This window comes from Delftia sp. K82, from assembly GCF_002193035.1.
Classification (GTDB): Bacteria; Pseudomonadota; Gammaproteobacteria; order Burkholderiales; family Burkholderiaceae_C; genus Comamonas; species Comamonas acidovorans.
This window is the reverse complement of record NZ_MYFL01000004.1, coordinates 427334-440752: the sequence shown is the minus strand read 5'-3', so window position 1 is coordinate 440752 and position 13419 is coordinate 427334. Positions and strand designations below refer to the sequence as shown.

General features: G+C 69.6%; 13 protein-coding genes. 5 read left to right on the top strand and 8 right to left on the bottom strand.

From position 1 onward, the window contains the following. Positions 1-52: 52 nt before the first annotated feature. Both KDK82_RS25400 and KDK82_RS25395 read right to left on the bottom strand, forming a co-directional pair. Entirely contained in the window at positions 53-1024 is a 972-nt protein-coding gene (locus KDK82_RS25400; RefSeq protein WP_088166579.1) for a DMT family transporter, read from the bottom strand. Between the two features lie 72 nt (positions 1025-1096). Further along, complete coding sequence (locus tag KDK82_RS25395) at positions 1097-1825, bottom strand: helix-turn-helix domain-containing protein (protein WP_012202269.1); 729 nt, start codon at positions 1823-1825, stop codon at positions 1097-1099. A gap of 86 nt (positions 1826-1911) precedes the next feature. Between KDK82_RS25395 and KDK82_RS25390 the strand changes: the two genes are divergently transcribed. The 3 genes from KDK82_RS25390 to KDK82_RS25380 all read left to right on the top strand — a co-directional run bounded on the left by KDK82_RS25390 (position 1912) and on the right by KDK82_RS25380 (position 5380). Then, positions 1912-3282, top strand: a complete 1371-nt coding sequence (locus tag KDK82_RS25390; RefSeq protein WP_096914310.1) for an AmpG family muropeptide MFS transporter — start codon at positions 1912-1914, stop codon at positions 3280-3282. Positions 3283-3386: 104 nt separating this feature from the next. Next, positions 3387-4145, top strand: a complete 759-nt coding sequence (locus tag KDK82_RS25385; RefSeq protein ID WP_088166578.1) for a response regulator transcription factor — start codon at positions 3387-3389, stop codon at positions 4143-4145. Positions 4146-4153: 8 nt separating this feature from the next. Beyond that, a complete protein-coding gene (locus KDK82_RS25380) occupies positions 4154-5380 on the top strand; it encodes an ATP-binding protein (RefSeq protein WP_013800196.1) in 1227 nt (408 codons plus the stop codon). Positions 5381-5395: 15 nt separating this feature from the next. Here the strand turns inward: KDK82_RS25380 and KDK82_RS25375 are convergent, their stop codons facing one another. Together KDK82_RS25375 and KDK82_RS25370 are read right to left on the bottom strand one after the other, a co-directional pair. Then, positions 5396-5833 (bottom strand): hypothetical protein, encoded by a 438-nt coding sequence (locus KDK82_RS25375; RefSeq protein WP_043821895.1) that lies wholly within the window; start codon positions 5831-5833, stop codon positions 5396-5398. A 338-nt stretch (positions 5834-6171) separates the two neighbouring features. Then, positions 6172-7062 (bottom strand): LysR family transcriptional regulator, encoded by an 891-nt coding sequence (locus KDK82_RS25370; protein ID WP_256974553.1) that lies wholly within the window; start codon positions 7060-7062, stop codon positions 6172-6174. Positions 7063-7172: 110 nt separating this feature from the next. On the opposite strand from KDK82_RS25370, the gene KDK82_RS25365 reads away from it, so the two are divergent. Next, on the top strand, positions 7173-8561 hold the full coding sequence (locus tag KDK82_RS25365; RefSeq protein WP_088166576.1) for an MFS transporter: 1389 nt from the start codon (positions 7173-7175) through the stop codon (positions 8559-8561). Next, positions 8533-8952, top strand: a complete 420-nt coding sequence (locus KDK82_RS25360) for a DUF4440 domain-containing protein (RefSeq protein ID WP_088166575.1) — start codon at positions 8533-8535, stop codon at positions 8950-8952. Before KDK82_RS25365 ends, KDK82_RS25360 begins: the two co-directional genes overlap by 29 nt. A 22-nt stretch (positions 8953-8974) precedes the next feature. Here the strand turns inward: KDK82_RS25360 and KDK82_RS25355 are convergent, their stop codons facing one another. From KDK82_RS25355 to KDK82_RS25340, 4 genes are read right to left on the bottom strand one after another with little or no spacing between them, the layout of a single operon-like run. Next, on the bottom strand, positions 8975-9928 hold the full coding sequence (locus KDK82_RS25355; RefSeq protein WP_088166574.1) for a glycosyltransferase family 32 protein: 954 nt from the start codon (positions 9926-9928) through the stop codon (positions 8975-8977). Continuing rightward, positions 9925-10962 carry a glycosyltransferase family 2 protein gene (locus KDK82_RS25350; RefSeq protein WP_088166573.1) on the bottom strand — a complete coding sequence of 346 codons (1038 nt, stop codon included), beginning with the start codon at positions 10960-10962 and terminating at the stop codon, positions 9925-9927. Before KDK82_RS25350 ends, KDK82_RS25355 begins: the two co-directional genes overlap by 4 nt. Further along, complete coding sequence (locus tag KDK82_RS25345) at positions 10959-12080, bottom strand: glycosyltransferase (RefSeq protein WP_088166698.1); 1122 nt, start codon at positions 12078-12080, stop codon at positions 10959-10961. The genes KDK82_RS25350 and KDK82_RS25345 overlap by 4 nt, the downstream gene beginning before the upstream one ends. After that, positions 12077-13345, bottom strand: coding sequence for an O-antigen ligase (locus KDK82_RS25340; protein ID WP_063327727.1), 1269 nt, complete (start codon positions 13343-13345; stop codon positions 12077-12079). The genes KDK82_RS25345 and KDK82_RS25340 overlap by 4 nt, the downstream gene beginning before the upstream one ends. Positions 13346-13419: the final 74 nt, after the last annotated feature.

Here is a 13419-nt window from a genome sequence, read left to right as displayed (position 1 = left end):
GAAACATGCGGAGAACAGCGCATCGTGAAGAGCGGCGCCGGCCTACAAAGAGTTACGCCATCTGCGCGGCCATCACGGCCCGCTGCGCCCGCATCTCGGCGCCGATCACCAGCATCAGCCCGGCCAGTACGGCCAGCAGCCCCAGCCACGATTGCAGCGGCTGCCGCTCGCCCACGACCCACACCGCCAGCACGAAGGCCGCCACGGGCTCGATCAGGCTCAGCGTCACGCCCGTGGGGCCGGAGATGCTGCGCAGCCCGATGGAAAACAGCATGTGCGCCAGGCCCGACACCACCACGCCCAGGTAGACCACCACCAGCACGGCCGCCAGGCTCCACTGCGGCAGGCCGCTTTGCACCAGCGCAATCGGCACCGCCATGCAGGCCGCCCCGGTGAAGACATAGAAATTCACCACGCGCGGCGACATGTGGGTGACCAGGCGTTTGTTGATCAGCGCATAGCCCGCGTACGACAGCCCCGCCAGCAGGCACAGGGCCAGGCCGCTCCAGGACAGCGTGGCGCCGCCCCGGGCCATCACCATGGCCGCGCCTCCCGCCACGCTCACCAGCGTGCCGGCCCACCACAGCGCAGACAGGGGCGCGCGCAGCACCAGCGCCTGCATCAGCCCGGCCCAGATGGGGCCGCTGCCAATGGCCACGGCCGTGCCCACGGCCACGCCCGTGAGCGTCACGCCCTCGTAGAAAAAGATGCTGTAGCCGCCGATTCCCATGGATGCCAGCAGGAACCAGGCCGGGCGCAGTCCCAGGTGCACCGGGTTGGGCAGCAGCGGCTGGACGGGTGCCCCGCCCTGCCCGGCCCGCCCGCGCAGCCTCCAATGGGAAACCGCCAGCAGCACGCCCAGAAACAGGCTGGAGACGGCCAGTTGCGCGGCGCCCACCCAGAAGGGCGACAGCCCGCCTGCGCCCAGGCTTTGCGCCGTGCCCGTCGTGCCCCACAGCACGGCGGCCACGGAGACGAAGGCGATGCCGACGGCGGAGGAAGAAGCGGAAGAATTGCGAACCATGGCGCCATGTTGCGCCGGGCGCGGCCGGGCATTTGTCGAGAAACGCTCGTAGTCCGGAGGACTGTGAACGGGCTAGCCGCGCAGTTGCCGCGCCGTCACGCCCCGGTCGCGCCGCAGCGCATAGGCCAGGGCGCTGGCCGAGGCATAGCCGCATCGCAGCGCCGTGGCCTCCAGCGGCAGGCCCCGCGCCAGCCCGCGCTCGGCCGCATCCAGGCGCAGGCCGCGCAGCCAGGCCTGGGGCGGCTGGCCCGCCAGCTCCACAAAGCGCGCGTGAAAGCGCTGGGCGCTCATGTGGCACAGGGCGGCCAGCCGGGCCGTGGGCCAGTCCTCGTGCAGTGCGGCCTGCACCTGCGCGGCCAGCCCTTGCAGGTCCAGCCCCCGGCGCGCCAGCAGGCCGGGCGCCTGCAGCACCTGGGCCAGCTGCTCTGTGGCCGGGCCTTCCGACTCCCGGCCGCGCAGGGCCGGTGGAACGGAAAAGCGCCGCATCCGGTCCAGCCCCGGGCCGCTGGGCGCATCGATGACGAACACGCGCGAGCGCGGCGCCGCCAGGTAGCCGTGGTCCACGCCGGCGGGGATGAGCATGCCGCTGACGGCGTCCACAAAGGCGCTGCGCCCGCCCACCTCCAGCTCCATGCGGCCCTGCAGCGCATAGAGGATCTGCGCATGGCCGTGGGCATGGGCCTGGTGCTCGCCGCTGTAGCTGCGCACCGAGCTGTGCGGCGCGAAGGCGGTATCGGTGGCATCGGCCGCGCCGTCTTGCGCGGCGGCATCGCTGTGGAGGGAAGAGAGGGTGTAGGCCATGGCGGCATCCTGTGCCCGCGATGGTAGCGCGCGCCAGTCCGCGCCACCATGGGCCCGATAATGGCCGCAGCCTGCCGCAGCACAACATGACCGAGCCGTCCACCACCACCCCCTCCGCCCCCTCCACCGCCGCCGAAACGCCCCGCCGCAGCTGGGGCCAGACCCTGCGCGTCTATGCCGAGCCGGCCAGCCTGCGCATGCTGGCCCTGGGTTTTTCGGCAGGCCTGCCGCTGCTGCTGGTGCTGGGCACGCTGTCGTTCTGGCTGCGCGAGGCCGGCGTGGACCGCACCACCATCGGCTACCTGAGCTGGGTGGGCCTGGCCTATGCCTTCAAGTGGGTCTGGTCGCCGCTGGTGGACCGCATGCCGCTGCCGCTGCTCACGCGCTGGCTGGGGCGGCGGCGCGGCTGGCTGCTGTTCGCGCAGATGCTCATCGTCGCCGGGCTGTGCGGCATGGCGTTCAACGATCCGCGCGTCTCGCTCACGCCGCTGGTGTGGTGCGCGCTGGCCGTGGCCTTCGGCTCGGCCACGCAGGACATTGCGCTGGACGCCTACCGCATCGAATCGGCCGACACCGAGCGCCAGGCCGCGCTGGCCGCCACCTACCAGACCGGCTACCGGCTGGCCATGATCTGGGCCGGCGCCGGCGTGCTGTGGCTGGCCGCCCGCGCCGAGGTGGCGGGCACGGCGGGCTACCAGAGCGGCGCCTGGCAGGTGGCCTACCTGGCCATGGCCGCCTCCATGGCCGTGGGGATGCTGACCGTGCTGCTCTCGCCGGAACCGGTGCCACGCCCGCTGGCGCCTGCCCGCAACGCGGCCGAGTGGCTGCACAGCGCGCTGGTCGAGCCCTTCGCCGACTTCCTGGGCCGCTACCGCTGGCAGGCGCTGCTGGTGCTGGGCCTGATCGCCATCTACCGCATCAGCGACGTGGTCATGGGCATCATGGCCAACCCCTTCTACGTGGACATGGGCTTCACCAAGGACGAAGTGGCCGCCGTGACCAAGGTCTACGGCGTGATCATGACGCTGGCGGGCGCCTTCCTGGGCGGGGCGCTGGCCATGCGCTGGGGCGTGATGCGCGTGCTGATGCTGGGCGCCGCGCTGTCGGCCGCCACCAACCTGCTGTTCGCCTGGCTGGCCACGCGCGGCCATGACGTGAATGCGCTGGTCTGGGTGGTGAGCGCGGACAACCTGGCCGGCGGCATCGCGTCAGCGGCCTTCATCGCCTACCTGTCGGGGCTGACCAATGTGCAGTACTCGGCCACGCAGTACGCGCTGTTCAGCTCCATGATGCTGCTGGCGCCCAAGTGGCTGGCCGGCTTCTCGGGCGCCTTTGTCGATGCGCACGGCTACGTGAGCTTCTTCCAGGCCACGGCCCTGCTGGGCCTGCCCGTGCTGGTGCTGATCGCGCTGGCCTCGCGCGTGCATGCGGTGCGGCCCGCGCAACGGGGCAGCTGAGCGGCTGTCCGCAGGCTGCGCTGTTTTACCGAACTTTACGCAAGCGACAAGCACGGCTGACGGGGCGCTGCGAGCATCGTCGCAATACGACGCCAGGCCCCAGCATGAATACACTGCCCTCCATGAGTACGCACCATCTTCTGATGATCGAAGACGACACCCGCCTCGCGCAGATGGTGGGTGACTACCTGGGCAACAACGGCCTGCAGGTCACGCACATGGGCGACGCCCGCAGCGGCCTGGAGCAGCTGCAGCCCGCCGACGGCGTGCCGGGCGCCGACCTGCCCGACCTCGTCATCCTCGACCTCATGCTGCCCGACATGGACGGCCTGGAGGTCTGCCGGCGCATCCGCGCCCTGCCCGGCCCCGCAGCCCAGGTGCCGGTGCTGATGCTCACGGCCAAGGGCGACCCCATGGACCGCATCATCGGCCTGGAGATCGGCGCCGACGACTACCTGCCCAAACCCTTCGAGCCGCGCGAGCTGCTGGCGCGCATCCGCGCCATCCTGCGCCGGCGCGGCGGCGGCGAGGGCTCGGCCGCAGGCCAGCCGACCACGGCACTGCGCTTCGGCAGCCTGGAGATCGACCGCGACGCGCGCAGCGTCACCGTGGCGGGCCAGCCCTGCGAGCTGACCTCCTACCAGTTCGACCTGCTGGTCACGCTGGCCGAGCGCGCGGGCCGCGTGCTCACGCGCGACCAGATCATGGAGGCCGTGCGCGGCCGCGAGCTGGAGGCCTTCGACCGCTCCATCGACGTGCACATGGGCCGCATCCGCGCCGCCATCGAGGCCGACCCCAAGGCGCCCAAGCGCATCCTGACGGTGCGCGGCGTGGGCTACGTCTTCGCCAAACAACAAGACTAGCCAAGCGAATGAAGCTGCTGTCCCTCTTCTCCCAGCGCCTGTACCTGCGCATCTGGCTGGCCGTGGTCGGCGGCGTGGCCGTGCTCACGCTGACGGTGGCCTGGGCCTGGCAGATCGCGGCCGAGCAGAACGCGCAGAACGTGCAAAGCGCCAGCTCGCCGCCCTCGCGCGACGTGGCCATGCGCGATGCGGACGGCAAGGTCATCGCCCAGGGCCGCGCCCGGCGCCTGCCCGGCCCGCCCGAGGAGGGGCTGCGCTTCGAGATCGAAGGCACGGACGGCCAGACCTACATGCTGCACATGGCGCCGCGCCCGCCGCGCGGCGACCGCCCGCCGCACGACGGCGCCGCCGCCTTCTGGCTGCGCCCGCCCTTCGGCTTCCTTTGGCTGCTGGGACTGGTGGGCGTGGCCGTGGCCGTGGGCGTGTTCCCCATCATCCGCCGCCTGCTCAAGCGGCTGGAGAACCTGCAGCGCGGCGTCAAGCGCTTTGGCGAGGGCGACCTGTCGGTGCGCGTGCCCGAGCACGGCAGCGACGAGGTGGCCGACCTGGCCCACCAGTTCAACGCCGCCGCCGCGCGCATAGAGACCCTGGTGACCTCGCACAAATCGCTGCTGGCCAATGCCTCGCACGAACTGCGCTCGCCGCTGACGCGCATCCGCATGGGCCTGGAATTCATGGGCGACGACCCGGCCAGCGCCCGCGCGCGCGCCGAGATCCAGCGCAACATCAGCGAGCTGGACCAGCTGGTGGACGAGATCCTGCTGGCCAGCCGGCTGGAGACCTATGAAGGCGACGTGGGCACGATCGAGCCCGTGGACCTGATCGGCCTGGCCGCCGAGGAATGCGCGCGCGTGGATGCCGATCTGGACCTGCAGTCCACCGACGCGCTGGAAGTGCCCGGCATCTCCAAGCTGCTGCGCCGCGCCGTGCGCAACCTGCTGGAGAACGCGCGCCGCTACAGCCAGGGCGCCATCACGCTGGAGCTGGCGCGCCAGGACGCCATGGCCGAGATCCGCATCTGCGACCATGGCCCCGGCGTGGCGCCGGCCCACCGCGAGCGCATCTTCGAGAAGTTCTTCCGCCTGCCCGGCGCCAGCGAGCGCTCGGGCGGCGTGGGCCTGGGCCTGGCCCTGGTGCGCTCCATCGCCCAGCGCCACGGCGGCAGCGTGCACTGCGAAGGCCGCGCCGACGGCCAGCCGGGCGCCTGCTTCGTGCTGCGGCTGCCGCTGGCCTGAGCTGCCGCCTGCGGCTCAGCCGCGCCGGTGCTGCCACTCCACACGTTCCACCAGGTCCCTGAGCAGGTCGAAATGCCAGCGGGTGCGCTTGAGCAGGCGGCCGTAGCGCGAGCGGGGGAAGCGGTAGGCGCCATCGGCCAGTTCGATGGCGCAGGCCGCCAGGTGCCACTGCTGCTCGAACGCCTGGTGGCTGTCCGGCGGGTCGGCGCGCATGCGGCGTATGTGCGCCAGCGCCAGCTCCACCGCGCATTCCACGTCGAACTGGCGGGCCTTGCGGTCGGGCTTTTTGCCACAGACCTCGGCCAGGGTGACCAGCCTCCCCTCGATGACGACCAGACAGACATGCATGGCCTGCCAGGCGCTGGGCCAGTCGGAAGGCCTTGCGGCTTGCGGCCGCTTGGGCAACGGCTGCGCCTGCACTGCCGCGTCGGCAGTGTTTTTGCGGGATGTCATGGGGTCAGCCCTCCTGTCGGAAAAGGCCGGACAAGGTGAATACGTTCATGGCTGCAGCTCCTGGTTGAGACTGAAGAACCACGCGCTGCGTTTCTACGCACAACGGGTGGAGTGTGGCGGTTAGAAACATGGAACCAGCCATGCGGACATCCTTACGGGTAGCCCCCACCACACCCCATAACTTGCGGACGTGCGCAAGCGCACATCCTGAAATTGGGTATGACAAAGCCCCGCTTTACGGTGGGGGCTGCACGCTGGTTCAAAGGTGTTTCTACGCACCGGGCCTTTCGGCTTGCGGCCAGTTTAACGGGGCCAGGGCGGGCCGGCCAGCCGCACCCTCAATCCCGGCCCAGGTGCTCGCACAGGAAGTCGATGAACACGCGGGTCTTGCGCGGCAGGTGGCTGCTGTCGGGAAAGACCACGCTGATGGGCTGGGGCGGCAGGGCGTGGTCGGGCAGCACGCGCTGCAGCACGCCGCCGGCCAGGTCGTCCTCCACAAACCACGCAGGCAGCACCGCCACGCCCAGCGAGGACCGGGCCAGGGCACGGATGGCGGTGGAGGAGTTGGATTGGTGGGCCGCCCGGCCCACCACGTCCACGCCCTGGCCACCGGCAGTGCGCAGCGTCCAGGCCGTGGGATGGGCGAGGTTGCTGTTGGCAATCCAGGGCAGGTCTGCCAGGTCTTCGGGCTGGCGCACGGGATGGCTGCGCAGGAAGGCGGCCGAGGCCACCAGCACGATGTCGTAGCCGGCCAGCCTGCGGCTTTTGAAGCTGGAGTCCGCCAGATGGCCCAGGCGCACGACCAGGTCCAGCTTTTCGGCCACCAGGTCGCTCAGTGAAGAGTTGACGTCATAGGCCACCGAGATGCCCGGGTAGCGCTCCAGGAAGGCCGGGATCAGCGGAAGAATGTACTTCTCCCCGTATTCGCTGGTGGTGCTGATGCGCAGCCGGCCCGCGATGCGGTTGCCGCTGTGCATGGCGTTGTCGAAGGCGCTGCCCACGTCGCGGACGATGCCCTTGAACTCGTCGTAGAACTCCCGCCCGGTTTCCGTCAGGGCGATGCTGCGGGTGTTGCGCACCAGCAGGGCCACCGACAGCGCCTCTTCCAGCGCCTTGACATGCAGGCTGGCCATGGCCTTGCTGATGCCCAGAAAGTCCGCCGCCCTGGTGTACGAGCCGAAATCCACCACGGCCAGAAAGGTCTGCGCGCGGTGGAGCAGTGTGTGCATGGCCGGGCTTGCGGGGGTCATTGTTCAATCCAGTCAAACAAAGAGTCCAGCATAGCCCCATCGACGTGGCCGCCCGAGCTCTTTAGTCTTGCCCCTCCTGAAAGCGCAAGATGACATACCGATACCGCCTGGCCACCGTTTTCCTGATGGGTTTTTTCGTCGACTGCATCAACATCTTCATGCCCGCCGTCGCGCTGCCCACGATTGCGGCCGAGTTCCATGTGGGCATCTCGGCCGGGGCCTGGGTGGCCAATGCCTACATGCTGGGATTGACGCTGGCCATTCCCCTCGCCCCCTGGCTGGCCGACCGCTGGGGCGCGCGCGGGCTGATGGCGGGCTCCATGCTGGCATTCGCCCTGGCCGCCTGGGCCTGCGGCGAGGCGGGCAGCTTCGGCCAGCTGGTGGGCTGGCGCTTCATCCAGGGCATGGCGGGCGGCCTGGTGATTCCCGTGGGCCAGGCCCTGGCCTTCAATCGGTTCCAGGGACCGGAGCGCGCGCGTGTCTCCACGCTGGTCATGGCCGTGGCGCTGATTGCACCGGCCCTCTCGCCCTGGCTGGGCGGGCTGATCGTGGACCACGGCTCCTGGCGCTGGGTGTTCCATTCCAATATTGCGCTGGCCCTGGCCGCCGCAGGCCTGGCCTGGCTGTGGGTGCGCGATGCACCGGCCACGGCCCGGCAGCGGCCGGACCTCAGGGGCCTGGTGCTGGTCAGCGCCGCGCTGGCCGCCTGGCTGCTGGGCATGTCGCTCTATGGCGCAGGCCAAGGCTCGGGCCAGGGCCTGGCGCTGGCCTGGCTGGGCATGGCGGCGGGCCTGGCCTTCACGGTGCTGTATGCCATCCATGCCCGCAAGACGGCCCACCCCATTGTGGAACTGCAACTGCTCAAAAGCCCGCGCCTGCGCATGTCGGTGGCCGTCTACCACGCCATTCCCGGCGTGTTCACGGGCGTGAACCTGCTCAACATCTTCTACCTGCAGGACATGCTGCACCTGAGCGCGCAGGCCACAGGCCGATTCATGATGGTCTACGCCGGCGGCGCACTGGTGTCCATGCTGGTGGGCGGCCGGCTGTACAACCGCGCGGGCGCACGGCCCCTGTTCATCGCCAGCATGGTGCTGCACAGCCTGGGCATTGCGGCGCTGGCCGCCGTGGCAGCCCCTGCCGACCCCTGGCTGCTGGCGGCCGCCTACGGGCTGATGGGCCTGGGCGGCGGCCTGGGGGCCAATACCGCGCAGACGACGGCGCTGCTGGACTTCGATGGCCGGCAGACGCAGCAGGCCAGCGTGATCTGGAACCTCAACCGGCAGATGGCCTTCAGCGTGGGCGCTGCGTTTTTCCTGATGGTTTTCAACACGCTCGCCACCCGCCTGGACGCAGGCCGGGCCTATCACATGACGTTTCTGATCGCATCGCTGGCAGGGCTTGTGCCCCTGCTGCAACTGCGATCGCTGCACACTCCCAAGGACCACCATGCAAGACAACAAGCCCATCGACCGTGACATTGACATCGGCATCGCCGAACGCAGCATCCACCGGGTGCACGAGCTGATCCACACCGTCTTCACCCAACCAGCGGGCGCACAGGCTGCGCTGCAGGCGCTGATGCCGCAGTTCAGCCCGGAGTTCAGCATGGTGACCACCACGGGCAGGCTTGTCGGCCTGGACGATGTGGAACAGATGTTTCGGCGCGCGGCCGGCCAGCGGCCAGGGCTGGAGATATCCGTCTCCGACATGCAGCCCGTATGGCGGGACGCGGCCGGCCTGGCCATGCGCTACTTGGAAACCCATCGCCTGGACGGCGTGGAGACCTCGCGCCGCTCAGTCGTGATCCTCAAACGTGCGGGCCAAGGGGTGCTGTGGGATTACCTGCATGAGACGGCCCTGGGCTGATGGCCCAGTCCGCGCTCGCCGCTCAGCCCCGCAGATAGCGGTCGGCGATGCTGTCGGGCACGTAGAGGCCGCGCTCCAGGTACAGGTCCAGCTTCTTGCGGTCGGGCGCGCGCAGCTTGATGAGCGGCACGGGCGCCTGTTCGGTGCGGGAGAACATCAGGCGGATCTTGAGCGGGGTGCGGCCCCAGTTACCCTGCACGTGCAGGAAGAAGGGGCCGTCCTCGGCCTTGGCCAGCCGCAGGCGGTAGCTGCCGCCGGCGCGCAGCACGCGCTGCATGGCCAGGTGCATGCTCAGGTAGGCGGGCATGTCGATGCCCTGGCGCAGTTGCTCGTATTCGCCGGCCTGCTGGAGCTGGGAGATATAGGCCTCGCCCGTCTGCGGCAGGACCTGCTCCACGTATTCCTTGTGCAGTGCGGCGATGAAGGCGCTGCCCGGGGGCGCGGCCATGAGCCAGTTCTCGACCACGGGTACCTGCGGGTCGCGGGTGTAGCGCTCCAGGTAATAGGCGACGAGGTCGGCGCCGCTGCGCTGCTGCTGCTCCAGCAGCCAGTCCAGCGGCTCGGTGAGGATGGTGCTGGCGTCCAGCCAGATGCCGCCATGGCGGTGCAGCAATTCCAGCCGCAGCCAGTCCGAGCGCTTGGCCACGGGCAGCTGCTGCAGGTTGCCGGGCAGCTGCGGCACGTATTGCGGCAGTTGCGCGTCGTTGAGGATGCGCAGGCTGTAGCCGGGGTTCAGGCGGGCCCAATTGTCAAAGCAGCGCTGTATGAGCAGCGGCACCGAGTCGCCGTTCCAGTAGGCCCAGATGATGCGGGGAATGGGCGTGGAGACCGGCACGGGCGCCGCAGGCCCGATGTCATGGCTGCGGAAGTCGGGCGCGGGGCCCTGCTCCAGGCGGCGTGGGAAGGTGGCGTAGAAGCGGCGCATGCCGGCCGCCAGCCACAGCTCGCCCCGGGTTTTCAGTTTCAGGCCGCTCATGCTGGGGCTCCCGGTGTTCCCAGCTGCTGCGCGCGGCGCTCCCAGCTGCGCAGCTTCCATGCGCGCAGCCACCAGCCGCGCCGCAGATAGGCCTGGCGCAGGGCCGGCAGGGACAGCGGGGAGATGCGGCCGAAGTCCGCCAGGAACTGCTGCGCCAGCGCCTGCCGCTGCGCGGGCGGCATGTCCCGCTGCCGGTCGAGAAAGCGCAGGGCGCCGATGAGGTTGCGCGCGGCCTGGTGCGCCCAGGCGAAGTGCAGGCGCCCGTCGTTGCGCAGCGCATCATCCTGCAGGGCTTGCACGGCTTGCGCCAGGGGCCACAGGGCGGCGGACTGGTCTGCCGCCTTGGCAGGCGTCATGGACGCGAGGATGGAGTTGGCACGCTGCCGGTAGGCCACCCAGGGCTGGGGGCAGTAGTAGAAGCTGCTGCAGCGCAGCGCCATCTGCGGCATGGTCATCATGTCTTCGAAGTAGCGGCCTGCAGGAAAGCGCAGGCCGGCATCCCACAGGCTGCGGCGCGAGATCTTGGACCAGGCATGCAGTTGGCCCGTGCGCAGCAGGCCGGCCAGCAGGGCGCCACGGTCCTGCGAGCGCTGCAGCGTGGGGCCCTGAAAGCTGTGCCGGTGCGCCTCGCCGCGCAGGCGGTGCTTGAGGCGCGGGGCCTCGCGCCAGACGGAGAAGTCGCAGAGCACGGCATCGGGCGCATGTTGTTTCACGATGGCCGACAGCCCGGCAATCGCGCCTGGCAGCAGCTTGTCGTCGGAGTCCAAGAACCACAGGTAGTCGCCCGTGGCCGCATCGATCATGGTGTTGCGCGCCGCACTCAGGCCGGCGTTGCGCTCGTGCTGCATGAGTTGCAGGCGGCCGGGCCAGCGCTGGTCCAGCTGCTGCATCAGGGCCCAGGAGCCATCGGTGGAGCAGTCGTCCAGCACCAGCACCTGCACGCCGGCATCGGCCTGGTCCATGACGGACTGCAGGCATTCCTCCAGGTAGGGCAGCACGTTGTAGACGGGCACCAGGATGCTGAGCCAGGTCACGGACGCTCCCCCTGCAGCAGGCGGGCGAACAGGTCTTCGTACTGGCCGGTCATGCGCTGCAGGCTGTAGTGCGACAGGGCTTCCTGCCGCGCGGTGGCGGCCATGCGCACGGCGGCCTCGTCATCCTGCAGCGCCTGCTGCAGGGCGTCGGCCAGCGATTCGGGGTCGGCGTGCGCGGCCAGCAGGCCGTTGTCGCCGGGCCGCACCACTTCCTGCACGCCCACCACGCGGCTGCCCACCACCACGCAGCCCGCTGCCATGCCTTCCAGCAGGGACAGGGGCATGCCCTCGTAGTGCGTGGACAGCACGCAGACGCGGTGCGCACGCAGCAGGCCGGGCACGTCGTTGCACATGCCGATGAATTGCACCTGGTCCTGCAGGCCCAGTTCGGCGCTGAGCCGCTGCGCCGCCTGCTGGGCACGCGCCTTGCCGCCGCCGGCCAGGGTCAGCGTGGGCTTGAGGCCGCGCTGTCGCAGCACCACCAGCGCGCGCAGCAAGGTGGCATGGTCCTTTTGCCGCGCAAAGCGCGCGGCCATGACGATGTCCGGCCGGCGCTGCAGCAAGGGGGGCGGCTCCTGCAGATAGGGCTCGGGCCGGATGCCGTTGCTGATGGCCATCAGCTTGGCTGCAGGAAAGCCGCGGTCCTGCAGGCTCTGGCGCACGCCTTCGGAGCACCCGACGATGGCGGCCGTGCGCTCGGTCAGCCACAGGGCCTGCGCCAGCCGCCAGCGCGTGTAGCGCTCGCGCGAGTTGTGTTCCACATGCACCAGGCAGGGCACGCCGGCCCACAGCGCGGCAAAGCGGCCCCAGAGGTGGTCGCTGAACCCATGGGCCACGACGATGTCCGGCTGAAAGTCCAGGCAGATGCGGCGCAGCTGCCAGACGGTGGCGGCATGGGACCAGCCGGCGACCACGTCGACATCGATGCCGCCGTCGCGCAGCTTCTGCACGCGTTCATCGGAGGTATTGCGCTTGCGCCGAAGCACCAGCCTGGCGTCGAAGCGGCCCGACGCGCGGTGCGCCGACACCAGATCCACCGCCACCTGGGTGGCACCCGAGAAGCCGCCCGTCACGAAGTGCAGCACCCGGGGCCGGGCCGTGGTGGCGCGCTCCGTCACCGCACGGCTCCGCTGGCCCTTTCCAGGCCATGCAGCGATGACCACAGGGCCACCACGAGGAAGACGAAGAAGACGATGCCGCTGTTGTGCACGAAAAATTGCTGTGACATGCCGAACGCCAGGTACATGGCTGGCATCAGGCTGCCCAGGATACGCAGCAGCAGGGCCTCGCGCCAGGGGGTGCTGTCCGCAGGCCACAGCGCCATGCGCCGCCGCGAGGGCCAGAACAGCCACAGCAGCGAGATGAACAGCGCCGCCTGCAGCAGCACGCCCGGCACGCCGAGCTTGACCCAGATGTCCAGGAAGTCGTTGTGGATGAAGTTGTATTCGCGGATGGACTGGCCATAGCTGCCGGCGTCCACGCGCCGGTGCATCTCGTCCACATAGCCCTGCATGCCCCAGCCCAGCAGCGGCTTCTCGCCGATCATCTGCACGGCCAGCCGGTACTGCTCCAGCCGGGTGCCCAGCGAGGTGTTGGAGTTGCCGGCATGAAGGTAGGTGCTCACATCCAGGTAGACCTCATCCACGCGCTCGCTGACGCGCGGGATGAAGGCCATCACGGTGGCCAGCGCCACCACAATTGCAGCGCAGCCCAGCAACAGGCGCCCGAAGTACTGCGGACGGTACATGCGCACCAGGACCATCAGCATGAAGAACATGGGCAACAGCGCCAGCCACCCGCCGCGCGAGCCCGACAGCAGCGAAGCCAGCGCCCCCAGCGCGGCGGCCGCCAGCACCAGCAGGCGCCAAAGCAGGGAGCGCTGGTGCCAGAAGGACACGGCATAGATGCAGGAGAAGCAGCCCAGCAGCAAGGCCATGTTGCCCCACTGGATGGCATTGGTGTAACCCGTGGCCCGTTCCATGCCCAGCACGCAGACCTGCCACAGGGCCATGAAGCCCGCGCCTGCGCTGCCCAGCGGAATGCCCCACAGGAAGATCCGCGCCGTGGGCGGATAGCACATGGCGAACAGCAGGCTGACCGCGCCCAGGATGAATTTCACGGGCCGGTCGAACTGCCCGGTGCCCCCGTCCAGCACGGACAGGAAGTACCACATCACCGCCATGCCCATGAACAGCGCGACCAGCAGCCAGGTGCCGTTGGACTGCCGGTATCTGACCCAGCGAGGCAGAAAACACAGGGCGCCCAGGACCATGAGGCCGGCGCCATAGGAATAGCCCGAGCGCAGCCACAAGGCCAGCCCGGGCACCAAAATAGCGGCCAGGGTCGTGAGGAGCCCTGGCAGCTTCGACTTGTCAAATCTCATCAAGACCGCAACTTTCTGCCCCAAAATGCGGGCATTCCGCTTTCCATCCGCTCATGAAAAAAATTCCTGCGGTC

Bases quoted from the DNA above. Each gene is read 5' to 3' on its own strand.
- KDK82_RS25400 (WP_088166579.1), bottom strand. From the start codon at position 1,024: ATGGTTCGCAATTCTTCCGCTTCTTCCTCCGCCGTCGGCATCGCCTTC.
- KDK82_RS25395 (WP_012202269.1), bottom strand. From the start codon at position 1,825: ATGGCCTACACCCTCTCTTCCCTCCACAGCGATGCCGCCGCGCAAGAC.
- KDK82_RS25390 (WP_096914310.1), top strand. From the start codon at position 1,912: ATGACCGAGCCGTCCACCACCACCCCCTCCGCCCCCTCCACCGCCGCC.
- KDK82_RS25385 (WP_088166578.1), top strand. From the start codon at position 3,387: ATGAATACACTGCCCTCCATGAGTACGCACCATCTTCTGATGATCGAA.
- KDK82_RS25380 (WP_013800196.1), top strand. From the start codon at position 4,154: ATGAAGCTGCTGTCCCTCTTCTCCCAGCGCCTGTACCTGCGCATCTGG.
- KDK82_RS25375 (WP_043821895.1), bottom strand. From the start codon at position 5,833: ATGACATCCCGCAAAAACACTGCCGACGCGGCAGTGCAGGCGCAGCCG.
- KDK82_RS25370 (WP_256974553.1), bottom strand. From the start codon at position 7,062: ATGCACACACTGCTCCACCGCGCGCAGACCTTTCTGGCCGTGGTGGAT.
- KDK82_RS25365 (WP_088166576.1), top strand. From the start codon at position 7,173: ATGACATACCGATACCGCCTGGCCACCGTTTTCCTGATGGGTTTTTTC.
- KDK82_RS25360 (WP_088166575.1), top strand. From the start codon at position 8,533: ATGCAAGACAACAAGCCCATCGACCGTGACATTGACATCGGCATCGCC.
- KDK82_RS25355 (WP_088166574.1), bottom strand. From the start codon at position 9,928: ATGAGCGGCCTGAAACTGAAAACCCGGGGCGAGCTGTGGCTGGCGGCC.
- KDK82_RS25340 (WP_063327727.1), bottom strand. From the start codon at position 13,345: ATGAGATTTGACAAGTCGAAGCTGCCAGGGCTCCTCACGACCCTGGCC.